Here is a 26,634-nt window from a genome sequence, read left to right as displayed (position 1 = left end):
TATATCTGTTGGGATACTGTCTTATGACCTTTTATTACTCCACCCTAATGTCGGTCAGTGCGACTTGATCACCGGTTAATGATACATAAACCTTGTCTATTTTATCTGAAAAATTGGTAATATTCTCAATATGAATACCAAGATTATCTGATATTATCTTAACCCTCTTTTTATTCTTTTCAACAGAAACCAAGTACTCCAATCCCTCTTTATTCCTTCTCTTCCACTCATCCCATCCAGGGAAGTCTTCGGATTTACTCATGGTGAATGTATTGTCGACAAGACTTGATTTTCCAGTCCCCTCACCATTGAGCTTTATCAAAGCATATTCATAATATCCACGTCCATAAACTCGCCCGTCATCCGAGTAATACAAAAGCACATAAGGGCACTGCCAAACAAGATTCGAAGACGGAAGACTTCGTGAATGAAAACTAATATCAATATCATCATTAAGAAGGATTCCCTCTGTGAAGGCGGAACAGGTTCTGTCAATCTGAACATTTGGTATGTCAGATTCTAATCGATTTGTATAATTAATTTTCTTGACAATCTTTCTAATACTGTTCTCAGTCAGACATGCACCAACCCTCTTAATTACAATATTGCTTATATCGCAATTTTCCCCTGTCAAGCTTATATAGGCAGAATTTGAATTATCCGGAAGCGCTATAATTGTCTCAAGAGTTTGAGTTGCACTTCTCATAATTATCAACAAATGATCCTCGTATTTCCCTGCTATAATCTCATATTCACTGGCATCTTTGATCATATTATCGTCATCTTTAATTATCGTTTCAATATTTCTTGCACTTGTGCATATGAAATTCCCGTCAAACCACACTTCTCCAAATTCCACATAACGGTACTCTTCGATGGCCTTAGAGTTACTGTGAATACTCCTATCATCTGAATCAAATACAATTATAGATGGTGCAGAAAAATCACTGTCTTGGGATTTAGTCTCGTTACAATTGAATTTGATACTCACCTTCTCCTCTTTCAGGAGGACTCCCGTTGTAACTTCTTCTCTGTAGGCAGAACATTTTATTGCCTTTTCCGGTTCTAGTTTTTCATCTGTATTTACTTGTTCCTGTTTCTCATCTAAAATCTTGATCATTATATCTGCATACTTCGGATCAAACACCTTTCCGGATTGCTTGATAAACTCTTCCCTCATGACCTGATAAGAGCGAGCCGAGTACTTATCATCCTTGGATGCCAATATGTCATATGCATTTGCAACAGCTATTATTCGAGAAATATCCGGTATCTCTTCTCCCTTTAAACCGTCAGGATACCCAGATCCGTCATATTTTTCACATACGGACTTTGCCGCCTGACTGAGATAAGGATATTCTGTGATATTCGCCAGGATATCAGCGCTGAGAGTTGATTTTAGTTTGGCTCTTTCATAGCCTTTGTCATCTAATGTCGATGTGTGCATTTCCGCGTCGGCTATTCCAATCAATCCCACGTCGTGGAGAAGAGAGGCATAGTAGACCTCATCGCATTCCTCTTTGTTTTTACCGGCTCTTTCTGCTATAATTCTCGACACCTTGGCCACGCAAAGAGAATGTCCCACCGAACTTGCATCTCTTTTCTCAACCGCTTTTACAAACGCCATCGCAGTTTGGTCAAAAAGTCGTTTCATACTCTGTTGGTCTTTCTCAAGATTTTCAACCTCTATCTGATGTTTCCTTTCTATGGCGTCGTTAACATCCAGGTAGGAAAAAATATACAATGAAATCGAAACAAGGACCATTGCCATATTAACTATAGATAATCCATATGTAAAAATCTGTATAATTCCCACAATAATTGGGATGAAAACATACAATGTGAGTGATACATAAATCAAGCGACTAAACTTTTTCTTATAAGCTCTAATTACAGAAAATTGAACAATCGGAGCAATTACAGGAATAACGTAACAAAGGAGAAATCCAGGACCTCTGTGATATACATTATTGCTATCAATATAGTAATATAGCCCTGTGAAATGAGACACAACTGCCATGAGCATTCCGATTATAGTTATGACCTGAATAAACTTTAATCTTTTGGGAACAACCTCTAATTTTCCCTCATTTAACAATAAGTCCGTAATATAAATATTAAATATAAATACAATTGCTGAAGTGAGGAAAAATACCATAAAATTGGATAATCTCACCATAATATATGCAACATCTGAAATATCCCCTTTATAAAGATACGCAGCTCTATCAAACCCCAACAGGAGAGTCGCCGCTACTTCCATAAGGATCAGTATCAACCTTCTTCTCGGAGTTAAAAAGCGCGTAAACATAAGCAATATTGCCATATTGGCGCATATTGCACAAAGTGCCAGCATAATATTCATTTGATGTTCTCGTATAAAATCAAATATCACAAAATTCCCCCTAGCAATCCTATGATTAATATTTTATCATGATATTATCAGAAATATGTTTCATAATTATATTCTCTAATTCTCTATAATCAATAGGAAGTTTAAGTATTCCATTATTCTCGTTTGATTCCAAGTATTCTTCCGTGACTAGGTCACCTGAAACGATTAGATATATCGGAATATTTTCATCATATTTCCTTATCTTGTCAACAGTCTCTATGCCATCCATACCTGCCAGTACTTGCTCTATGACAATGATATCGAACTTGGAATCCTTGATGGCCTCAAGGGCATCTTCTCCACTATGAGATGTTGTAACAAAGACCTTAGTATCTCTAAGCAAGCCCTTGATAATATTTATATTGGATGGATTATCTCCAACCACAAGAATATCCACATCCGGCGCTACAAAGCTCGGTTTATATGTGTTTTCCGTGTTTTCTTCGTCGACTGACTCCTCAAATTTTCCAATCGGAGTTTCATCGATTATTCTCTGATCCAAATCAATTACAAACTCGGTTCCCTCTCCAACCTTACTCTTACAGCGAATATCTCCTCCTAAAATTTTCACCAACTTATAGGTGATATCTAATCCCAGTCCGGTTTCATTGAGAGTTCCCTCATCCTCTTCTCCAAGCCTATCATAAGTGACAAAAATAGCATTTAAATCCTTTTTTGCTATTCCTTTCCCCGTATCGCTTATTCGAAATCGCAGATGAGCATAATCGTCTTTTCTACTCGTCATTGAGATATTGACCTTGATTTCTCCCACTTCTGTGTACTTGACTGAATTCGTCAACAAATTAAGCAATATCTGCTCAATTTTTGCTATATCTCCATACAATTTAGACGGAAGCAACTCATCTATAGATACATTTAGTTTAATTCCTTTTTCTTCGCTTCTAATTCTTGTCATTGATATAGCTGAACGAATGAATTTGGATAAATCATATTCTTCTTCTACAAGGCTAATTTGTCCAGTCTCAATCTTGGATATATTGAGCAACTCACTTATAAGCGCATATAGAGACTCTGATGCATTTCTGATATTTGTTCTATATCTACGAATCGCATCTCTATACTCTTGAGGCACTCCTGTAGTATCTTCTCGTCCCATTATCTCATTGGTGCCCATAATAGCATTTATCGGAGTGAGAATCTCATGAGAGATGCTGGCAAGGAACCTTGACTTCGCCTCATTGGCCCTCTCCGCAGCTTCCTTGGCTTCGCTAATCTCCTCGTATTGTCTTGCAACTACTGTTGATTTCATAATTCTCCATACTACAAATCCCACAAACAATACGATAAGGCCCAATCCCAATATCTTAACTATGAGTAGTTCGCTGTATTTTGCAATCTTTTTTATGTTAAATGTGCTGTCCTGGAGGGCATTTCCTGTAACTCTGTCAATTATCTGAATGTGAAGTTTATAATCTCCATATGGAAGATTTGTATACTCCAAACTGTCTAGCTGACTCATTGGAACGCAAATACCTTCATCCGTTACACCCTCCATATAGACACGTACTGTTGGATTAAGCATAGTATAGTCCATAACTGATGCCTTTATCTTCACACGACCGGTGGATGATGGTATTTGATATTCACCATTGGCGTCCGGATAGATTCTCATTTCATCACAATATATGGAATGAATGTCAATTAAAACTTTATCTCTTTTTACATTATAATCATTAATATCAACTTTTATCAGACCGTTTCTTCCCGGAATATACAGATTACCATCTTCATCCTTCATACTGTACGAACTAGTAGTAATAGAATATGGCAGACCATTTTCCAATGTATAAAGACTATAATTATTTACAGAGTCGTTAAGCATATCCTCAACGTTAATGGAATATACTCCATATGAAGAGAGAATCCACGCATTATCTTTGTTATCAAAGCACATATCATAGTTGTAATTAAATGGAATTGATTTGATTTGATATATTTTCCCATTTTTCATATACTCTATCGAATTAGATGTTATAATCCAAGTCACATGCCTAGCATCGTCACGGATTACTCTCAAAACAACATCACTGGTCAGTCCATCTTCTCTTCCATACTTTCTTATCGAATCATTCTTTATCTCATACAAACCATCCCCATCTGTGCCCACAATAATACTTCCACTCAATTCTTCCTCCACAGTGAGACATACAGTATTCGTTATTCCCTCTTGAGTTCCTACAGTTCTAACCACATCGTCGTCCTGGATAACTGCCAGTCCACCATTGGTGCCCACTAGCACTCTTCCCGCTTTACCAATAGCCAAGCTGCGAACCTCATTATGAGGCAACCCATTATTGGTAGTAAATACTTTGAGCGTCTCCTCATTGGTATAGCAAATAACTCCCTTATTTCCTGTATATGTCGAAACCCACAAATTCCCATCATTGTCGGTCTTTATACAGCGCACACGATCATTCCCCACGTATTCTGTCAATTTGTTGGTAACTTGTTTTTTATTGTAATCAAGTACACGCAATCCATTGTCTGTTCCAATATAAATACAATTATGATAAATGCATGCAGAGTTTACCACTTCTCTTGGCAATCCCACTTCACCTGTCAAATCGACAAAATTATTGGTAACAATTTTCATGACACCTTGAGTAGAGGAAGCCAACCATATATTCCCCTGATAATCTGATGTGGCCATCTCGATTCCTGAATTCACGGGTATATTACTTAATTTACAAAAATGTTTATTCTCGTTTAAATACCCTATCTCCGTCGTTGATGACACCCATATTCTCTTGCAATCAAAATTCAGCCAATGAACACTTCCTATATCCCCGAGAGGAATCTTTCGCATATCATCTGACCTACTGCCAAATTTTCCGCAATAAACAACACTTTCCTCTGTCCCTATATACACATTTCCCGGATTCCATGGATCAGCTAATATCGTTGTGATAAGCCCCATTCCCAACTGCTCGCTTGTATAAACTTCCTCAATTCTTTTATTTTCTATGGCAAACACAAGTCCACTGGCAGTCTGACCATATATTCGTCCTGTTGAATCTGAAGTAAGGCGAAGTATTCTTTCATTAGACAAGTCAGCTCCTGGAATACCATGAATATTATAATTACTATCCGCATAACATATACCCGAAGTAGTACTTATAAAAATATTCCCACTCGAATCCTCCGCAAAATTTCTTATTGACGACGAAGGTAGCCCATCTTTGTAAGTTAAGTGCGTTTTCGTGCCATTATCCACCACAACTACACCATTGTCATTTGTTCCTACCCATATTCTTCCTTTGGAATCTTCAAATATAGCTCTTGCACTGGTAAGTCCCTCTGACGCATCAAGTCTTTCAAACTCGGAACCGTCAAAACGCATAACTCCTGCATATCCGCCAACCCACACGTGGCCGTCTCTGGATCCCATTATATACATGGCATCCGATGTAGGAAGTTTGTTTGTTGAATTATAGAGCTCTGTGGTATATCCTGCTCCAAATATCTGCCCTGTCGCAGCATATCCGCCACCATAAAAATCATACTTTTCAGCTGAAGCTGATTTTACTTGATCATCAGTAGATGCCGCAAGAGAATCATCCCATGTAATTACTGCACTCATACATGCAAAAATCATCATAAAAATATAAATTAATTTTCCTTCTTCCTTTTTCATACTAATGCCCACCTCCTAATGATCCTCATTGTATCTTGTCATCACGGCTTTTACTTCTGCTAACGAATCTATAAAGACTTCTACACACTTTTCATCAAACTGGGTTCCCGCCCCTTCCTTTATAAGGGAAATTGCCTTTTCCAGGGAAAAAGCCGGTTTGTATACTCTCTTCGAAGTAAGGGCATCAAAGACATCAGCCACTGCCATTATTCTCGCCGACAATGGAATCACTTCGCCGTGAAGTCCCTCTGGATAACCCTTTCCATCCCATCTCTCATGATGATATGCCGCCATATTCTTCGCTTCTCTCAGATAATTTTCACCCTCTACAGTACTGATGGCTTTCTCCATAATCATCTTACCTGCAGTAGTATGGGTTTTCATAATCTCATACTCTTCATCCGTGAGTTTTCCGGGTTTATTTAGTATGTTGTCAGATATATTAATCTTTCCTACATCGTGCAATGGCGCACTTCGAACCACATCAGACATAAACTTTGGTGTAATCTTTTCTGTATAATACCCTTTTTTCTTCAGTCCCTCCACTATTATCCTAACGTATTCTGATGTCTTCTGGATATGTGCTCCCGTATCTGAATCTCGGTTTTCAACCAAATCAGCCATGGTAATAATCAAACCATCCTGCATTTTCGCAGTATTCTCAGATAACCTTCTCACACTTCGCATCTGTTCGACCTGATTAGAGGCCATATCACATATCGCTTGATATAACTTCTCTACTTCATCCGCTGTATGAATATTTATTGTTCGCATCTTCTTTACTGCATCATCAAGCTGTCTTTGATCTGTTCCGGCTTTAATAAACTCTTCGATTCCGGTCATAATACTATCAAGAGGATATACTATATAAACCCCGGTATTCCACAAACCAAAAGCGACAATCAAGACAAAGAAACCCGATAAAACTAGAAATACTCTTATAATAAAGTCTTTCATGTAATCAGCAATATATTCCATCGAAACATCCGCACCAACATAGCATACGCAGCGTCCCTCGCTGTCATAAACAGGTTTATATACCGCCAACAACCAACTCCAATCGGTATTAGTCTCAATTGGCTTAATATCTTTTCCAGCCAATAATTGAGGTAGATGCTCCCTAAACTCCTCATTTATAGCTACTTTTTCTCCCGGCTTATAGATTTTAAAACGTTTTCTGTTGCTCTCGTCTCTGACATCAAAAACATATGTGGCATATTCTTCATCAAACGTCACCACATATAGATATTGAACATTTGGAGAGCTTTTCCATATGTAATATAGCAATTTATATGTTTCCTCATATCCCTCTGCCTTTTTTCCCTCTTGGATAAATGTTCTAATCTTGTCACCATCTATTACATCTGACGCAGATTGAACTGTAGCTAAAGCATGTTCAGTTTTTTCTTTTTTAGCATTATTAAAGTATAAGCCTATACCTATACTCCCCATAATAATCATAAGAGTCAAAGCTACAACAAGTAGCATAAGTGAAGTTCTACCTTTGACAGATAAACTAGTTCTGGCATTAGCCGAATCCACAAATTTTATTCTCTCTATGGACAGTGGATTTTGCCTTAGAGCGCTGTTCCTTATTTGTTTTTTTATCTTATCAGTTAAGAATCTGTGAACTAACAAACCGATTCCAAGCGATAAACTTTTTTCAATTATATTGAGTAAAATATTAGATATGAGAATAACAACGATATTGGGAATTCCATAATTATTTTTGATAGCGCTGTTAAATGCAGACAGGGACGAGTTTTGCACATCATTAAAAAGTCCCCATTGAACCAAGCCACTCAGTCCTCCGGCAACAAAACCAGAAATCAAAACAAAAAGCACATATCTCTTAAGGTTATAATGTGATTTTTTTCTAATATACCATGCAGTAAAAATCGCAGTTAATGTATTTATAAAACAAAAATATAATGCATTGGGATTGAATGCTGTGCAGATAAGATCTGTCGCAACCGCAACAACTATTCCCGGAAATGCTCCCCCTATCAATGATACGCCTACTGTCCCCACAGTATCCGGATATATCGGAAAATTATAATGATAAGCTATAAATGATAATGCCACACTTACCGACACTCCAATGAACACCGCCAATGCTCTAAGCATACTACCCCTACGTGATCTTCTTGAGTATCCTTTCACTTATCTAGCCTCCTACTTGATAGTCCCTTTTCATTCTTCATACTATAGGAATATTTTACCACAAAAACTTGCCATAGACAACAATTCGCCTTCTAAAAAAAAGAGACATAGAATTTCTATGCCTCCTCTTAATACTATTTGTATAGATATAAATTTGTAACATAGTCGGATTTTTCTGTATATCCCATCGCATACAAATCACCTGACTTGTCAAACATCATTGTTCCAACGTAAAAATTTCCCGCTTTAAACTTCTCAGTTTCAACCTTTTTGAACTTGGAGCTCTTGAAGTCGCACAAATACAGACCACCATAATATCTTACATATAGTTTTCCCTTGTAAATCGCACCCGTCATGGATTGATTCTTAAGCAAACCATACTTATCATCTTCATCTTCAAGATCTGATGCAGTTTTTCTCAGTTTTTTAGTTTCCAAGCTCTTTACAACTTTTCCGCTGGATACAACTATTTTTTTGATTTTCTCATCCCCGTCTGCGATGATTCCAGATACAACAAAGGCATACTTGCCAGAGACAGCTTTGACGGATTTATACTTGGAACTGTATCTTTTGACAACTCTCTTCTTTCTTATATCCACTAATATTATTCTTTTCTTTGTCGATGACTTTCTTATTTGCAAAAGCACTTTATCGCCCTTAACCCAAAAAACCTTTTGAATTTTATAACCGCGTATACGTCTTCGAAGGTCATATCTTGCCTTGACATTTCCGTACTTATTGTACTTGAAAAGAACAGTTTTTTTCGCTGCATAAAAAGCTTTTCCGGATTTTGCTGCAGTTGGAGAAGTATATCCTGTGGTATGCTTCTCATCAACTCCCCATACAAAATAGCAAAATGGATCTTTGATATTTTCATAACCATCACCAGTCCACTTACATACTCTCGGTGAGTCATCTGGCTCTTCCTTGATGAATCTAACCTCCCCATCAGCTGTTTTATACATTCCATCGAATTCATTCTTCTGAAGGATGTCCTGTTCACTTACATAGCTCTTTGCATTAGTAGTATTTCCCAATGATAGCGATAGTACTAATCCAACCAAAATAACAATTCTTTTTTTCATTCTTCTGTCTCCCTATGAATATATTTAAACCTTTTAAATTATATCACTATATTTAAAACAATGTCAATATATTTAATTATACAAGAGAACCTTTTTTGTAAAGTATTATTTGAAATTTTATAGTGAAACATTTCCCATATAATACTCTAATCTCTCTCTAAATCTCCTATTCTTTTCATAAAAGGAACATATACTCTCAAAATCGTAATTCTTTACCTCTTCTGCAGCATAACGAATTATATCTGAATCTTCAAATATATCTGCAATTAAAAATGGTCTCTCGCCACTTTGCATCACACCAAAGAAATCTCCCTGACCACGTAATTCCAAATCTTTTTCAGCAATCACAAAACCGTCATTGGAATTAGCTATAATATTGAGTCTCTCACGTCCTTCTTTACTTGTATTTCCCATCATAAATATACAATAAGATTGGCTACCGCCTCGTCCAACACGTCCGCGTAACTGATGAAGTTGAGCCAAACCAAATCTCTCAGAATTTTCTATCATCATAACGGTTGAGTTTGGAACATCAATTCCGACTTCGACCACAGTTGTAGAAACAAGGATGTCGATATCACCTTGACCAAACCTTGTCATAACATCTTCTTTCTCCACTGGCTTCATCTTCCCATGAAGATAATCAACCCTTAACCTATCTCCATAAATTTCTGATAGCATGTCACAATACTCCACAACGCTCTCTAGCTCGCTATCCTCGCTTTCTTCCACCATTGGACATATAATATAAGCCTGATGACCTGCTTTTACTTCATCGTAGATAAACTTATAGGCTGTAGGTCTATATTCTCTTCCAACCACACAATTTTTTATCGGAAGTCGATTACTAGGCCTCTCTCCAACTATGGAGATATCCATATCACCATATAAGACAAGTGCAAGTGTCCTTGGAATAGGCGTCGCACTCATAGCTAATATGTGAGGCATGCTACCTTTCTCGGATAATTTTTCTCTCTGACGAACACCGAATCTATGTTGTTCATCCGTAATCACAAGAGCAAGATCTGGGATGTCAACATCATCCTGAATTAGGGCATGAGTTCCAACAACAACATCATATATGCCAAAGGCAAGTTGTTCCTTAATCTCTCTCTTCACTTTGGCCGTCTGAGAACCCACAAGAAGGCATACACTTATCCCATGACTTTCAAATACTCTAGATAATTCTTGGTAGTGTTGATGGGCTAATACTTCTGTAGGAACCATAAAAGCCACCTTGTATCCAGACTTTACGGTTTTGTATATAGCCATCTCGGCAATTACCGTCTTACCTGAGCCAACATCTCCTTGAACAAGACGGTTCATCACATAACCGCTCTCCAAATCACTTATTATCTCGCTAGACACTTGCTTTTGAGCTCCAGTCAACTCATAAGGCAAAGTCTTTGAAAATTCCAACGCATCTATATCCTGATTCGCCACATACTCCGATTTGTTAGCTCTTTGATTTCTTATAGCATATAAAGCCGCTTGGTATAAGAATAGTTCATCGAATGCAAGTCTTTTCCTGGCTTCTCTGTATTCAGTTACGGACATCGGAAAATGTATTCCCTTTATAGCCTTACTATAAATTGGCAAATTATATCTTTTTCTGATTTCTGATGGCAAAAATTCTTTCAGATCATCACATTCTCCCAAAGCAAATTCCATAGCCTTTTTTACTTGATTGTTGGTTATTCCCATTGTCAAGGGATAGATAGGAAGAAACTTTCCCACATTTTTATAGAATTCATTCTTGCTATAGATTTTGGGTTGGGATATATAGAGTTTTCCCTTTTTTTCACTGACCATTCCTCGCAGAATATAACTTGTTCCCATTTTTAACTGTTTGGCAACAAATGGCATGTTAAACCATGCAACACTTATAGTGCCTGTTCTGTCGTAAAAATCCGCCAAGACAACCTTAAAACGGCTTTTCATATTCATCACGGGTCTAGTTTTTAGAAGAACTTCAACTGCACAAATCTGATTAATTTTTACACTAGAAATAGGAACAATATCCTTGAATTCATCATAATCCCTCGGATAGTGTTCCAATAAATCTCCTACAGTATAGATATTTAATTTATGAAAGTTTTTTTCTGCTTTCTCTCCAATCCCCTTAATATCTCTTATACTGCTCTCTAATCTCATATTAGCACTTTCCTGTTGATCCGAATCCGCCCGCTCCACGCTCGGTATCTTCCAGTTCATCTACCTCTGTATAATCTGCAACATAATATGGCGCCATAACCATTTGAGCAACACGCTCCCCTGGCTCCACTTCTATATCCACACCGGAGTGGTTGTGAAGCGCCACCATAATCTCACCTCTGTAATCTGAGTCAATTACTCCAACCTTGTTGGCCGGTGCCAAGCCCTTCTTACATGCAAGCCCGCTTCTGGCATAGATCAGTCCCACTACTCCAACAGGAATTGCCATTGCTATTCCGGTATGCACAAATGCCGTCTCACCGGACTTTATAACAATCGCCTCATCCATACATGCATACAGATCCGCGCCTGCAGCAAACTCAGTTCCATATGTTGGCACCTGAGCTCTCTCATCAAGCTTCTTAAAACTTACTTTAAATCTATTCTCCATCCCAAAGAACTACCTTTCCTGTTTTTAACGACTCCTGCACCCTGATTATCCTCTGATTCTCGCTCCCGCGAAACCTGAGCTTAAGATTTTTCTTTTCCAAGACAAATGGTCCGTCAACCAAGATATCTATATATGACAGCATCTCCATAGTTTCATCATACTTATGAGACATCTTGCCAATCAAATCTTCATCAAATAGATATCCTGTATAACACCAAATATCCTTCTCCGGATATAATTCCTTAACTCTCCTTAAAAGCGGTAGCAATCCCATCTGATTTACGGGTTCAAAGGGTTCTCCTCCGAGCAAAGATAATCCGGAAACATAACTTGGTGCAAGGTAATCTATTATTGCATCTTCTTCTTTTTGAGTAAATGGCTGTCCGAAATTAAAGTCCCATGTGGCTTCATTAAAACACCCTTTACAGTGATGGGTGCATCCACTTACAAATATGGATACTCTAACACCAAGACCATTTGCAACATCATATTGTTTTATATCTGCATAATTCATAGCTGAACTCCTTAGATATGTAAAACTCTGGCATTGATCTCCTTAGTTTTTCCAACATTCCAGAAATTCTCTCCCAGGTAACCACATGTTCTTCTGGTTACATTCATCTTGCTGTGGTCTTTATTTCCGCAATTAGGACATTCCCACTCAAGCTTATCATTGACAATAATCTCTCCATCGAATCCACACACATGGCAATAATCTGACTTTGTATTGAACTCAGCATACTGAATATTCTCATAAATAAACTTTACAAGTTCCTCAAGTGCAGGAATATTTTTCTGCATATTAGGAATTTCCACATATGATATAGCACCTCCGGATGAGATGTTTTGAAATTGACTTTCAAACTTGAACTTGCTAAAAGCATCAATTTTTTCGCGGACGTCAACATGATATGAATTAGTATAATATCCTTTATCTGTAACATCCTCGATTGATCCAAATCTCTTCTTGTCAATCTCAGCAAATCTGTAACAAAGGCTTTCGGCCGGAGTTCCATAAAGACCAAATCCAAGTCCTGTCTCTTCTTTCCAAGTATCCGTTGCACGTCTGAGTCTATTCATGACTTTAAGTGCAAATTCCTTGCCCTTTTCGGTAGTATGACTTACCCCTGTCATGAGCTTGGTCACCTCATATAAACCGATATATCCAAGAGAAATGGTCGAATAGCCATCATGCAAAAGCTTGTCAATCTTCTCGCCCTTTTCAAGCCTGGCTATTGCACCATACTGCCAGTGGATAGGACTGACATCACTTGTGATACCCTCCAACGCTCTGTGTCTGCACATGAGCGCCTCAAAGCAAAGTGAAAGTCTCTCCTCCAAAAGCTGCCAGAAGTATTCCATATTTCCCTTCGCAAGGATTCCAATTTGTGGGAGATTAAGACTTACAACACCTTGATTAAAGCGTCCTTCCCACTTATAATTGCCATTCTCATCCTTCCATGAAGATAGGAAAGAACGACATCCCATACAGCTGAAGACATTTCCCTCATAATTCTCACGCATCTTCTTAGCTGAGATATAATCCGGGTAAAGTCTCTTAGCTGAACATTTTACTGCCAACTTTGTGATATAATCGTATTTTCCGCCCTTGAGGCAATTGAATTCATCCAAAACATAGATGAGCTTAGGGAATGCAGGGGTTACATATATGCCCTTCTCATTCTTGATTCCCTCTAAACGCTGTTTTAGAATCTCTTCTACGATCATCGCATTCTCTTCGATATACTCGTCATCCTTGTCCAAATTGAGGAAAAGAGTGACAAATGGCGACTGACCGTTGGTGGTCATCAATGTATTAATCTGATACTGGATTGTCTGAACGCCTGAGCGAAGCTCATCGCTAACTCTCTCAGCTACCATCTTATCTATAACATCGCCTGGAACTGATCCGGCGAATTTATCTTCATATCTTTTGCGGTACTTGTCCGCACTCTTTCTGAGGTATTTGCCGAGATGTCTAACATCAACTGATTGTCCGCCGTACTGACTACTTGCCACGGCAGAGATAATCTGAGTTACTACTGTGCACGCAACCTGGAAACTCTTAGGGCTCTCGATGAGCTTGCCATTCATGACAGTTCCATTCTCAAGCATATCTCCGATATTAATGAGACAACAATTGAAAATAGGCTGCACAAAATAGTCCATGTCATGAAAATGTAATACTCCATCTTCGTGTGCCTTTACAATCTTCTCCGGAAGAAGTACACGTTTTGTAAGGTCTTTTGACACCTCTCCGGCGATCAGGTCTCTTTGCGTTGATGCAATATAGGCATTTTTATTGGAATTTTCCTCCATAACATCCTTATTGCTATTCTTAATAAGGCTCATGATAGAATCATCTGTTGTGTTTGCCTTGCGGACCATTTCTCTTGTATAACGATAGATAATATAAGTCTTAGCAAGAACAAATTTCCCTGCAGCCATGAGCTTTTGCTCAATCATATCCTGAATATCTTCCACCTGAATAGTCTCACGCTTAGAATTCTCGATACTTGCAATGATGCCATCTATATCGTCCTCAGGCACCTTCTCAAACTGCTCCACCTCAGCATTCGCTTTCCTGATTGCAATTAAAATCTTATTCCTATCATAGTCAACAACTCGACCGTCACGCTTTATTACCTTCACAAAACCATCCTCTCATAAATTAATCCTCTAACAACATATTGTCGAACACTATGTCTGATATAGTATATCACCCACAATATCTATATCAGAACCACACTAGAATTAATTATATCACTACACGATTTCCATTGCAACAATATATTGTGATTTTTTATGAGATTTTTATAAAATGAACACTAGTTGTTGTAAGTGCCCATTTTAGCGGTTTGCGGCGAAATGATAGATTTTCTTCACATCTTCCGCTTCCAACTTGACATAATTACCCTCAGTCTTGTTCTTACCGAGAAGTTTTTCTGTCAGATAATCTATATCCTCTTCTTTGGCACCAATTTCATCAAATGTCAAAGGCATTCCAATGGACTTGAGAAATGCTTCGAACTTTTCAATTCCACGCATAGCTGTTGCCATGTCATCTTCTGCTTCCTCAACTTCCATAACATTTCTTGCAAAGTCAACCAACTTGCCTGGGTTGATATTTACAACATATCTCATCCACGCAGGCATGATAACTGCAAGACCTGCTCCATGAGTCACATCATATAGAGCAGATAACTCGTGCTCAATATGGTGACTTGCCCAGTCCTGAACTCTTCCAACGCCGCATACGTTATTGTGCGCAAGCATTCCAGCCCACATAATATTTGCTCTTGCATCATAGTCCTTAGGGTTTTCGATGACAATAGGAGCCTCTTTTAAAATAGTCTTTAACAAGGCCTCACAAAGTCTATCTGTCACTTCAACACCCTCTGTGTTAGAAAAATATCTCTCGCAGACGTGAGCCATAATATCTGTACATCCTGCAGCTGTCTGATAAGCTGGCAAAGTCATAGTCCACTCAGGATTGAGAATAGAGAATTTTGGACGTAAAACATCACCTCTGATGCCCTTCTTCTTACCTATCTCCTCATCATTTATAACACTATTTCCTGACCCCTCAGAACCGGACGCTGCTATAGTGAGTATTGTTCCCACAGGTAATGCCTTGTCAAACTTGGCTTTGCCTCTGTAGAAGTTAATAAAATCCTCATCACTGCATGCTCCGGCAGCAATAGCCTTAGAAGAATCTATAACGCTTCCACCTCCTACTGCCAAGATAAAGTCAATGCCCTCTTTCTTACAAATATCAATACCCTCATATACTAGACCACTTCTAGGATTTGGTTTTACTCCTCCAAGTTCAAAGAATGGTATATCCGCTTTCTCAAGATTTGCTCTAACCTTGTCCAAAAGTCCACTTTTCTGAACGGATCCACCTCCGTAGTGAATAAGCACTTTACTTGCCCCAAATCGCTTCAAAAGCTCTCCTACTTTATCCTCTGCACCTCTACCGAACTCAAAGTAAGTTGGTGAATAAAATTGAAAATTATCCATAGTTATCATAGTCCTTTCTTTCTTAATTCATTAATTGTCTTACAAGCAAAGCTTGTAAGACCAGCAATATGCGTTTCCAATATTCCTCTATATACGGATGTTTCCTTAAAAATTCATTTTTCATCCGTATTCCACTCTCCAGAGCCTTGCCTGTCCGGCATATTCCGATCCAATAAAACAACATCGGGTAAATGATTCATTAATGCACTTTTTATCTCGGAAATTGTCTTAAATACTACAATTTTAGCATCATTCCGTTCTAAATACTCCTTCACAGATTGGACTATACTTTCATCATCCTCCGCATAATATACTTCAATCATACTTCTTACCTTCCGATTGGTCTAACTACTAACTTTGTCCTCTTGTTTTATCTTCCAACGCCCATATCTGTTACCGCCTTCACGGGAAATACGTTCACTGTCACGGAGTCTCTTCATTTCTCGCTCAATGGTTCTCTTAGGAATACCCAATGATTCAGCCATCTCGGAAACCTTGACAGTTTCATCTGCACGGATCAATTCAATAATCTTTTCCGCCAATCCGCCATCTATTCCGCCACTTAATCCGCCATTCTGGCGGTTTGGCGTATTAGGCTGATCTATAAGTGCACTTTCCAGTGCCTTGAACCGAATCCGTAATGTAGTACCTGTCAGTTCATACACAGGGAGTTCTGCCCCGATTCCCTTGCACTCACCACATATCTTCTGGATACCCTGACCCCAGTTTTCAATAAAACCGGCACGATAAAACACCCTGGCGATATCCGGATTATAAGGCTTTGACTCATGCGGCTCCATCAGTGTATCCACCGTCCAGCCTTCGGGAAGAATACAGCTGTTGCTTATGGTTATGGCATCATCCATAATACGTATCTGTATCGGAGTACCATACATATAACAGTTATGCGCAATAGCATTATAAACTGCCTCGCGGATAGCTTCTCGTGCAAAAGGATATTCTTCAACCCTTATATCATGCTCATAACTGATTTTGGCCTTCAGGTACATTTGATAGATTAGGTCGATCACCTTACTCGCATTTACAATCAGCGACTCTTCAAGATCATTATGATAGACTACCCTGCCTCTCTCATCGAACTTCCCGACCTTTACAAAACTGCCATTTTGAATAATCTCCGGATCTTTGTAGAATAGAAGCACTGCCGATCTCTTCAGTTTTCCATCGACTATTAGATGAAGCTTCTTCAGAAGTTCTGCATTGGAAACATTCAATTCTGCTTCCGACATCCGTTTTTTGCTTAAGGCTTCTCTTCGGAATATTTTGAAGCTTTCATCGTCTAAATCGTCTACTGTAATATTATCGACAGTAACATCTTCCCATCGGAAACCGGTTTTTTGCATTATAAACTCCGACAGCGCAATCCCAGTCAGTTGCTGCTTCGTGCTTCCACTTCGGTAATGGAATTCTCCATGATAACTGATGGGAAAAGAACTTGGCTTCACTTTGATCTCCAAATAGTCTTTCCCATCCTTCGTGAGCTTATTCACATCGGCAACAATGCCAAGCCCTGACTGAATCTTATTCGGGATATCTTCCATCAGCTTTTTGACATCCTTAACACCGACAACATCACCAGCATCATCAACACCGATGTAAATGGTGCCGCCCTGGGCATTGGCAAAGCCACAAAGCCACTTCAGGTATTCATCCCGCCAGGATTCTTTATATTCAATGTTTTGACTTTCTGCCATAAACAATAACCTCCAACTTCTTGAGCAACTATTAAATGTCAAAGAAAGCCTGCTGTGAAAACACACCAGACTTTCAATTATTGTCTTATATCTTACAAAATATTAATTCCACAGCTCTTAGCTTCTTCCATCATGTCCTCGCGCCAAATAGATGACTGAACCTCGCCTATGTGCGCTTTCTTGAGGAAGAACATACATATTCTTGACTGACCGATTCCTCCACCCACAGTATAAGGGAGTCTCTTCTCTATAACCGCCTTCTGGAAAGGAAGGTCCTTTCTCTCCTCACAACCGGCTTTTTTGAGCTGTTCAAGGATAGAAACCTCATCAACTCGAATTCCCATTGAAGAGAGTTCAAGAGCAATATCAAGAACTGGATAGTATACGATGATATCGCCATTCAAAGCCCAATCGTCATAATCCGGAGCTCTTCCATCGTGAGGCTCTCCGGATGCAAGTTTATCTCCTATCTGCATAAGGAATATAGCACCATGCTCCTTAGCGGCGATATACTCTCTCTCCTTTGGCGTCTTGTCAGGATATTTTTCTTCCAACTCAGATGTTGTAACGAAGAAAATATTCTCCGGCAAATCTTTCTTGATATAATCATATTGGTTTGCCATATACTCTTCAGTTTCAAGCAAAGACTTATATACAAGTCCCACAATCTCCTTGAGCTTATCTACATTGCGCTCTTCGTGCTTGATTATTCTCTCCCAATCCCATTGGTCAACAAAGATTGAGTGAATATTGTCTGTATCCTCATCTCTTCTAATGGCATTCATATCAGTATAAAGGCCTTCACCGACCTCAAAGCCATATCTCTTTAAGGCATGTCTCTTCCACTTGGCAAGTGAATGAACGATTTGTACCTCGCGCTCATTTTGCTCCTTGATGCCAAATGCAACCGGTCTCTCTACACCGTTGAGGTCATCATTGAGACCTGTTTCAGGTGGAAGGAAAAGTGGCGCAGACACTCTCGTAAGATTCAAGTTCTTTGCGATAGCTCGCTCAAAAAAATCCTTAACTAACTTTATGGCTACCTCTGTCTCTCTAATGTTAAGAGCTGATTTATATTCACTTGGTTTAATCATTTGTTGTTCCTCGCTTTCACCTATATATCTCAGTGTTTCTTATAAATCACAGTTATTAACTGTACGTGGGAATGGAATTACGTCTCTGATATTCTGCATTCCTGTGAGATACATTACGCATCTCTCGAATCCAAGTCCAAATCCCGCATGTCTTGTTGAACCATATTTGCGAAGATCAAGATAGAACTCATAGTCCTCTTTTTTGAGATTGCACTCTTCCATTCTCTTAACCAACTTATCGTAGTCGTCCTCTCTCTGACTTCCGCCGATAATCTCACCGATTCCAGGAACGAGACAGTCCATAGCTGCTACAGTCTTGTCATCCTCATTTAACTTCATATAGAAAGCCTTGATCTCTTTTGGATAGTCTGTGACGAATACAGGTTTCTTAAATACTTCCTCTGTGAGATATCTCTCATGCTCTGTCTGAAGATCCACTCCCCAAGATACTTTGTACTCGAACTTATCATTATTCTTCTCGAGAATCTCTATGGCCTCAGTATATGTAACGCGACCAAAGTCTGCACTAGCTACTGCCTTAAGTCTATCAATCAAACCTTTATCGATAAACTTGTTGAAGAAATCCATCTCTTCCGGAGCATTTTCCAAAACATAATTGATAATATACTTGAGCATGCTCTCAGCCAAATCCATATCGTCTCCGAGATCTGCGAAAGCAATCTCCGGCTCAATCATCCAGAACTCAGCCGCATGTCTTGTAGTATTAGAATTCTCTGCTCTAAAAGTAGGACCAAATGTATAAATATTCTTAAATGCCTGAGCATATGTCTCACCGTTGAGCTGACCACTAACTGTAAGATTTGTCTCCTTGCCGAAGAAATCTTTCTTATAATCAATATTTCCGTCCTCATCCTTAGGAATATCTTCCATATCCAGTGTAGTTACGCGGAACATCTCACCTGCACCCTCGCAGTCACTACCTGTGATAAGTGGAGTATGTACATATACAAAATCTCTCTCCTGGAAGAATTTGTGAATAGCATATGCGATGAGTGAACGCACTCTAAATACAGCCTGGAACGTATTGGTTCTAGGTCTGAGATGTGTCATTGTTCTGAGGAATTCGAGAGTATGTCTCTTCTTCTGCAATGGGTAATCGCTAGTAGAGCTTCCTTCTACATCCACTGTATCTGCCTGAATCTCAAAAGGCTGCTTCGCATTAGGTGTCGCAACAAGAGTTCCTGTCACTATGATAGCCGCTCCACCATTAATCTTGCTCACTTCCTTGAAATTGTCCATTGAATCATTATATACAACCTGTAAAGGCTCGAAAAATGTTCCGTCATTGATAACAATAAAGCCAAATGTCTTAGAGTCGCGGATACTTCTAACCCAACCGCCGACAGTCACTTTCTTGTCAATATACTCTTCTTGGTTCTTAAATAAGTCTCTAATACTTACAAGATTCATTCTTTCATCTCCTCATTAATTCTAATCTCTCACACAATTTTACAAATACATACCCTATTATGCACTATTTTTCATAATATTTCAATACTTTGAATGGGTTTTTTACAATTTTAATAATCCTTTGAATGCATTCATAGCCGCATCCGCCGAATTCTTGTCCACAAGGAAATAATCCATTCCATTTTTATCTATCTTGTAGAAGTTGGTTCCATCGTATGGAAGATACTTGACAACAACGTCATTTAGCTTCTGATGGTAAGTAATCTTCATAACCGGTTTCTTGGCCTTAGGGTCCACCTTTGGATCCACTTTTGATGTGAAGGTAAGAAGATAAGCCTTACTATATGGAGTTAGAACCTCATTTTCCTTGGAGTCATCAATTTTCTTTCCATTGATAACCCAGCGGTCAACTTTCTTTCCCGCATCATTCTTCTCTTCTACTCTGTCTACCTTAATCTTGGTTTTACCAATCTCAACCTCATAGCCCTTGATATCATTGATGAGAACGGCATAGACACATGGGTCCATATATGTATATGCATCTACATTTACCATGCCGTCTACCATCTCAGCTGAGAGCTTGTATATATTATTGTTGGATCCAAGTTTTACATAGTAGCTTCCATCGCTTGTCTTCTTTCCAACCAAAAACTTGTACGACTTGGCTTTCTGGAATTTCTTGGGAATCACATTGGCTTTACTTATAATTCTCATGCCTTCATTGGTTCTTCCCGATGACAGTTGATTCTGTGGGAGAGCTGTTGTTGTTGGCTCATCATCATCTGCCTTATATCCCTTCTTGGCCTCGATATAATCCACATCCACGCAAGCGTCCGGCTTATCAAGCCCATACTTCTTTAAATCCTTCGCGTCATACTCGATCAATTCATCAAATTTGAGAGAGCTGTATAACTTGCGAAGTGTAGTCCAATCTTCCGTATTGGTCCCTGAAAGAGGCTTTGCATACGGCTTAACGATATTCCAGTCGTTGTAGAGATCCACCTGATCCTTAGGTTCTACCACCTTGGCCTCAAATATATCAGTCCCCTTGAGATTTATCTTGACGCCCGTCAAGTACTCTTCTCCAACATTCTCTATAACGTCCTTTTTGATAATGGAATTCATAGTGGTCTTCAACTTGTTGCTAAACTCTTCATTGAAGGCATATACAAGCTTTACATCGTTAAATGTTCCGTACATTCCACCTTCTACAGGAACATCAGCTCCAAGCTTAAACTCGTACTTCTTTCCCGTTTCATCCACTATCTCAATTGTCTTATAATCTTTCTCAAGTCCATATTCGCCGAGTCCCACTGAATCCATCTTGATTTCCTTGGTAGCTCTGATTGCTTCAAATCCCTTGAGAAATTTATCAACCTCTTCTCTGTCAACCGGCGCACTTGGCTTTTCCATTATTTTCCAAGAATCGCCATCTTTGACAAGCTCCATTTTATTTTCACCGGCATCAATCTTTACCAATCTAATTCCATCTGTCAGGATATTGGCCACACCAATATTCTCTTTCTTTACTTCCTGCTTTTTGTTGTCCTTCTTAGGCACAAGCATATATGCTGCAATTATTCCGCCCAAAACAAGAACAAGTCCCAGAAGTGTTATAGTTTTCTTAGCACCTTTGCTCACTAGTTCTTCCTCCTCTTAAACCAAATGATAAATCCCGTGATGAGCAATCCAAGTGGGATAATTACAACGAGGAAAGCTGTAAAGAATATCTTGTCACTGTCCTTTATAGATACCATTTCTTGGTCTAGGTTTCTCTGAGGTATAGCAAGAGTCGAACTCTCCTGTCCAGTCAAGTATGTCATGGAATTAACAATCATTGTACGGTTTCCATACTGCTTTGTTGAGATGAACTCATTGGCAATAAAGTTGGCTGAACCAAAAACAACAATATTGGTAGCAAGTCCCTTACCTTTGGTCTTCTCCGTAAAGTCGTCCTTAATTGCAACAGCCACATCAAACGGACCATTTACATCATTCTTCTCCTTATCGAGAACCTTGGATGTAATATCTGTCTTGGAATAAGCGCTGTCAGCAGTTGTCAAGAGGGAATCAACTGTAAGGGAACTTCTTACATTGCTCTGCTTGAGCATACCTCTTGCACTTGCAACTACAGTCTGAGTATTTTCATCGAGACCTGCTGTGATATCATGCTCTGCTGCCTTCGGAATGAATACTGTAGGATACTTCTCGGTCAGTGCCTCCTCAATATCCATGACACATCCCTCGCAGACATCTACGCCGTAATCAGCCATAATCTTGTTGAAGTTCTTAAGTCCTTTTTTGGTTGTTGGATTGATAAATATCATGGCTTTTCCGCCACCCTTTAGATACTCAGAAATCATATTGTACTCAGCATCGCTAAAATCATACTCAGGTCCACTGATAATGAGCACATCACAATCCGCAGGAAGCTTTTCTGCAGAATTTGCAGCAAACTCACTGAGCTTATAGTTTGACTTGTTGAGAATATCCTTAAATGCCGATGAAAGCTCAACCTCATTGTGACCGGATGTATAATAACAATTCTTTATTTTGGCAGACGTTACACCCTCGATAGCCGCTGTTATCTGTCCTTCGGCATCAAGAGTATGACTCTCTGTATATGTATTGTAATTCATATCAGTTATATACATATCTGACATGAGCACGTGTCTGCTCTTCTTGTTGTTCTCATTGACAACGATAACGTCATTGTTATTTACCTTATCATCCGTAAACTCCTTGGAAAAACTAGGATAGATGATTGGATCCTTGTCAACAACTTCCACGTTACCGCGGTTGTACTGCTGGAGAACTTTCTCGATAACCTTGTTCTGCTCTCCGTCTTCGCACATATAATAAAGCTTAATCTTGTCCTTTACAGTTCCCAAGAATTTCTTGGTATCCTCTGTGAGAGTATACTTTTGATCGCTACTCAAATCCACTGTGATATCAATCTTGCTGACCACAAGATTGATAAATATTACTACAACCAGGACAATTATCATGATTAATGTCTGATAACCGCCCATTTTAAATTTTCTATTCTTAAAATTTTCATTAAATGATTTCATGGTTACCCTCCATTAGTTCCATCTCTTCTTCTTGATTCTCTGAATTGTTACAAATACAAATATAAATGCCACACTGATATAGTAAACAAGTGCATTTACGTCAAATATTCCCATGGTGAAATTCTGATACTTGTCAACAATAGATATTGAGCTGAGAGCATTTCCGATAAGTCCATCAAAACTCTCTGTCTTCAGAATAAATAATGCCGTGAGGACCACTTCCGCAACAATGGCAACTAATGCAGTCATCCATGGGTTGTGAATCCAGAATCCAAGGATAATGGCAATAACGATGATAAGAGCTGCCAAGAACCAAAATACAAACGTATGATTCGCCGGTAGCATAGTTGCAAGGCTAGTCATAAGGTATGTAAAAATCATTATGATACCGGATACAACCGCTGATATTACCTGACTCTCAGTGAGAGACGAGATAAATAGTCCGATGGCGATATATGCCGATCCGAGAAGGAAGAACCCAAGGATACTTCCATATGCCATGGCGAAGTCAACGCTCTCGTTGTTTGTCGCAACATCCTTAACAAGTCCGGACAAAATCAATGGATACGTGGATACAACTGCCATAGCCATTCCAAACAAGGTGATAAGTGCCAGATACTTTCCAACAATAATCTTAGTTATTGATACCGGTGATGTATATAGCAACTGATCCGTCTTCTGTCTATTCTCCTCAGCTATAATTCTCATAGTGAGAACAGGCACAAGAAGCAATACAAAGAACATCTCTATTCCTGTGAATACTGCTCCAAAATCCGTATAGCCATTCATCAAATTATATACCATAAAATACAGGCCTACAAGAACCAGGAAGAATGCGATAAACACCCATCCTATCATCGATGTGAAGTAGGACCTCAATTCTTTCTTATAAACTGCAAACATTTACTTGGCCTCCTCTTCGCTTTTCTCTTCTTTATCTCTCTTCTGTTGAATGAGCTTTCTCTTCATCTTCTTGCGCTCATCCTTGGAAATCTTGCCACCATACTGGCGTGTACCCTCACCTGTCAATCGCAGGAATACTTCCTCAAGTGTAGGAACATTGAGATTCATCTCTATAATAGGACACTTGGCCTCAGCAAATGTAAAGAATATATCCTCTCTTACATCCTTGTTTGCCGGGCTTGATAACTCCACTTGAATAACTTCTTGTTCCTCTGTTCTCTTGATTTTAAAATCAATGACATCATCGAGCTTCTCAACAAGACTCTTGACCAAGTTTTTCTCGCCCTTGGCGCGAAATACTATCTCATTGGTCTGAGATATGTGTTCCGGAATGTTTTCCGGTGTATCAGACAATATGAGTTTTCCCTGATTGATAATCAATATCTGATTACAAACAGCATTTACTTCCTGCATAATATGAGAACTTATGAGGATTGTATGCTCTTTGCTGAGCTCCTTTATGAGATTTCTGATTTCTATAATCTGCTTGGGATCAAGACCAACTGTTGGCTCATCGAGAATGAGGATATCCGGATTGCCAATCATAGCCCCGGCAAGTCCCACACGCTGTCTATATCCCTTGGACAAATGCTTAATAAGTCTCTCGGACACATCCTGAATCTTCGTTGCTCTGACGACATCTAGAATCTGCTTCTCTCTGTCTTCTCTGTCAACCTTCTTAAGCTCAGCTACAAAGGCAAGATACTCTCTAACCTTCATGTCAGGATATACCGGCGGTTGCTCCGGAAGATAACCTATACAAGCCTTAGCTTTCTCCGGATCTTCAAATACATCATATCCATTTACCTTAACTTCGCCTTCTGTCGCCGATATATATCCGGTAATAATATTCATGGTAGTTGATTTACCTGCTCCATTTGGTCCAAGAAATCCCACTACTTGTCCCTTGTCTACTGTGAAACTCAAATCATCGACAACATTTCTATCTCCATATCTCTTGACGAGATTCTTTACTTCTATCAATTTGTCAACCTCCTTAGGTATTTTCTTCTCTATAACGCGATTATAATTCTACTATCTTTTTGTTACCAAAATGTGAATTATCTACTTATAAGAGATTTATATGCCAAAACTCCCGCAATCGTCTTGCCATCCGTAATCTCTCCGCTAAAAATCATATCTTCTATCTCAGCAATAGTATACCTCTCAATATCAATCATCTCATTTTCATCGAGATTCTGGTGTGATGGAATGAGATCTGTTGCATAGTAAATTGCTATCAATTCACTTGTATAAGCTGCTGCCGAGTGATAATCTATTAGATGCTCTACATTTTCAGATCTATAGCCTATCTCTTCCTCTAATTCTCTTGTAGCACATGTTCGAAAATCCTCATCAATGCTGTCTCTTCCTCCGGCAGGAAGTTCAAGCATCAGATCATCTATCGCCCCTCTGTATTGTCTTACAAGGATTATTTTTCCTTCTTCGTCAACAGGAACAATCGCCGATGCCCCCTTGTGTTCTATGCGATCCCAATGAGCTATATTACCATTGGGTACTTTCACATCAAGAGTATAAAAATCGACAATTGCTCCCTTGTGCTCTAGTTTTCTATTTATTATCTCAAACTTATCCACTTTTCCTTCCTCCAAAATCATATTACTACCGGCGGTGTCGGTCCACTTCGCTTGGCAACGCACATATCAAGCATCGGAATATCATGAGTGTCGCACTCCAATTGCAACTCATTCTTCACCGTCTGATAGGCCAACTCTGGGTAGTTGTTGTCATTAGACAGATGCCCCAATATAAGATTTTTCAGCTTATAATGAGCCAATCTCTTCACAAACTCTGCACACTTATCATTTGACAGATGCCCCTCATTCCCGAGAATCCTGAGTTTCAAAGAATACGGATACGGTCCTGCCTGAAGCATGCTGATATCATGATTTGCCTCCAATAATATGGCATCGCATTCCTTGAGATAGTTAAATATATATTCATTGCATACACCGATATCCGTGGCAACTGCAATATTCTTTCCCCCGGAATAACATCTGTATCCCACAGGATCCGCCGCGTCATGGGAGATTCTAAAAGGTGTTACCTTGATTCCATCTATCTCTATCTCCTCATCCGGAACTATTATATTAAAATGGCTCTCATCCAGCTTTCCACACTTGCCACTTTCAAGTATATAATCTATAGTTCCCTTGGTAGAGTACACGGGAATCCCATACTTTCTAACTACAGGCCCCAATCCGCTAATGTGGTCTGCATGCTCATGAGTCACGAAAATAGCCAGAACATTTTCAATATTGATGTTCTGATTTTCTAATCCCTCTCTTATTCTCTTCATGCTGATTCCGGCGTCAATGAGAATTCCTCTTCCGCCGTCCTCCGGTTCAACATAAGTGCAGTTTCCGCTGCTTCCGCTGGCCAAACTGTATAATCTCATAGCATCATTCCT

The 26,634-nt window shown here is 39.1% G+C and carries 19 protein-coding genes; all 19 read right to left on the bottom strand.

What is annotated here, in order from left to right:
• Window positions 1-34: 34 nt before the first annotated feature.
• On the bottom strand, window positions 35-2,365 hold the full coding sequence (locus L877_RS0107935) for an HD-GYP domain-containing protein (protein ID WP_242837137.1): 2,331 nt from the start codon (window positions 2,363-2,365) through the stop codon (window positions 35-37).
• A gap of 55 nt (window positions 2,366-2,420) precedes the next feature.
• Window positions 2,421-6,050: a hybrid sensor histidine kinase/response regulator gene (locus tag L877_RS12715; protein WP_051437757.1), complete on the bottom strand. Its 3,630-nt coding sequence runs from the start codon at window positions 6,048-6,050 to the stop codon at window positions 2,421-2,423.
• Between the two features lie 15 nt (window positions 6,051-6,065).
• Entirely contained in the window at window positions 6,066-8,213 is a 2,148-nt protein-coding gene (locus L877_RS0107925; RefSeq protein WP_026835597.1) for an HD domain-containing phosphohydrolase, read from the bottom strand.
• Between the two features lie 134 nt (window positions 8,214-8,347).
• Complete coding sequence (locus L877_RS0107920; protein WP_026835596.1) at window positions 8,348-9,298, bottom strand: hypothetical protein; 951 nt, start codon at window positions 9,296-9,298, stop codon at window positions 8,348-8,350.
• A gap of 117 nt (window positions 9,299-9,415) precedes the next feature.
• Window positions 9,416-11,512 (bottom strand): ATP-dependent DNA helicase RecG, encoded by a 2,097-nt coding sequence (gene recG, locus L877_RS0107915; protein ID WP_084554830.1) that lies wholly within the window; start codon window positions 11,510-11,512, stop codon window positions 9,416-9,418.
• Window positions 11,454-11,903, bottom strand: a complete 450-nt coding sequence (gene dut, locus L877_RS0107910) for a dUTP diphosphatase (RefSeq protein WP_026835594.1) — start codon at window positions 11,901-11,903, stop codon at window positions 11,454-11,456. The genes recG and dut overlap by 59 nt, the downstream gene beginning before the upstream one ends.
• A complete protein-coding gene (gene nrdG, locus L877_RS0107905; RefSeq protein ID WP_026835593.1) occupies window positions 11,893-12,417 on the bottom strand; it encodes an anaerobic ribonucleoside-triphosphate reductase activating protein in 525 nt (174 codons plus the stop codon). Before nrdG ends, dut begins: the two co-directional genes overlap by 11 nt.
• Before the next feature lie 11 nt (window positions 12,418-12,428).
• Entirely contained in the window at window positions 12,429-14,555 is a 2,127-nt protein-coding gene (nrdD, locus tag L877_RS0107900) for an anaerobic ribonucleoside-triphosphate reductase (RefSeq protein WP_026835592.1), read from the bottom strand.
• A 198-nt stretch (window positions 14,556-14,753) separates the two neighbouring features.
• A complete protein-coding gene (locus L877_RS0107895) occupies window positions 14,754-15,926 on the bottom strand; it encodes an iron-containing alcohol dehydrogenase (protein ID WP_026835591.1) in 1,173 nt (390 codons plus the stop codon).
• A 113-nt stretch (window positions 15,927-16,039) separates the two neighbouring features.
• Window positions 16,040-16,249: a response regulator gene (locus L877_RS0107885; protein WP_026835590.1), complete on the bottom strand. Its 210-nt coding sequence runs from the start codon at window positions 16,247-16,249 to the stop codon at window positions 16,040-16,042.
• A gap of 21 nt (window positions 16,250-16,270) precedes the next feature.
• On the bottom strand, window positions 16,271-17,641 hold the full coding sequence (locus tag L877_RS0107880) for an RNA-binding domain-containing protein (RefSeq protein ID WP_026835589.1): 1,371 nt from the start codon (window positions 17,639-17,641) through the stop codon (window positions 16,271-16,273).
• Between the two features lie 92 nt (window positions 17,642-17,733).
• Window positions 17,734-18,735, bottom strand: coding sequence for an aspartate--ammonia ligase (asnA, locus tag L877_RS0107875; RefSeq protein WP_026835588.1), 1,002 nt, complete (start codon window positions 18,733-18,735; stop codon window positions 17,734-17,736).
• A gap of 39 nt (window positions 18,736-18,774) precedes the next feature.
• Complete coding sequence (gene asnS / locus L877_RS0107870) at window positions 18,775-20,166, bottom strand: asparagine--tRNA ligase (protein WP_026835587.1); 1,392 nt, start codon at window positions 20,164-20,166, stop codon at window positions 18,775-18,777.
• A gap of 102 nt (window positions 20,167-20,268) precedes the next feature.
• Window positions 20,269-21,807, bottom strand: a complete 1,539-nt coding sequence (locus L877_RS0107865; RefSeq protein WP_026835586.1) for a DUF4340 domain-containing protein — start codon at window positions 21,805-21,807, stop codon at window positions 20,269-20,271.
• Window positions 21,807-23,240, bottom strand: a complete 1,434-nt coding sequence (locus L877_RS0107860; RefSeq protein ID WP_026835585.1) for a Gldg family protein — start codon at window positions 23,238-23,240, stop codon at window positions 21,807-21,809. The genes L877_RS0107865 and L877_RS0107860 overlap by 1 nt, the downstream gene beginning before the upstream one ends.
• Before the next feature lie 12 nt (window positions 23,241-23,252).
• Window positions 23,253-24,143: an ABC transporter permease subunit gene (locus tag L877_RS0107855; protein ID WP_026835584.1), complete on the bottom strand. Its 891-nt coding sequence runs from the start codon at window positions 24,141-24,143 to the stop codon at window positions 23,253-23,255.
• Complete coding sequence (locus L877_RS0107850) at window positions 24,144-25,187, bottom strand: ABC transporter ATP-binding protein (protein ID WP_026835583.1); 1,044 nt, start codon at window positions 25,185-25,187, stop codon at window positions 24,144-24,146.
• A 77-nt stretch (window positions 25,188-25,264) separates the two neighbouring features.
• Complete coding sequence (locus L877_RS0107845) at window positions 25,265-25,801, bottom strand: NUDIX hydrolase (protein ID WP_026835582.1); 537 nt, start codon at window positions 25,799-25,801, stop codon at window positions 25,265-25,267.
• Between the two features lie 17 nt (window positions 25,802-25,818).
• Complete coding sequence (locus tag L877_RS0107840; protein ID WP_026835581.1) at window positions 25,819-26,622, bottom strand: MBL fold metallo-hydrolase; 804 nt, start codon at window positions 26,620-26,622, stop codon at window positions 25,819-25,821.
• Between the last annotated feature and the right edge of the window lie 12 nt (window positions 26,623-26,634).

The organism is Eubacterium xylanophilum ATCC 35991 (assembly GCF_000518685.1).
GTDB lineage: Bacteria > Bacillota > Clostridia > Lachnospirales > Lachnospiraceae > Eubacterium_F > Eubacterium_F xylanophilum.
Note: the sequence above shows the minus strand (reverse complement) of the source record. Positions and strands in the feature narration are given on the sequence as shown.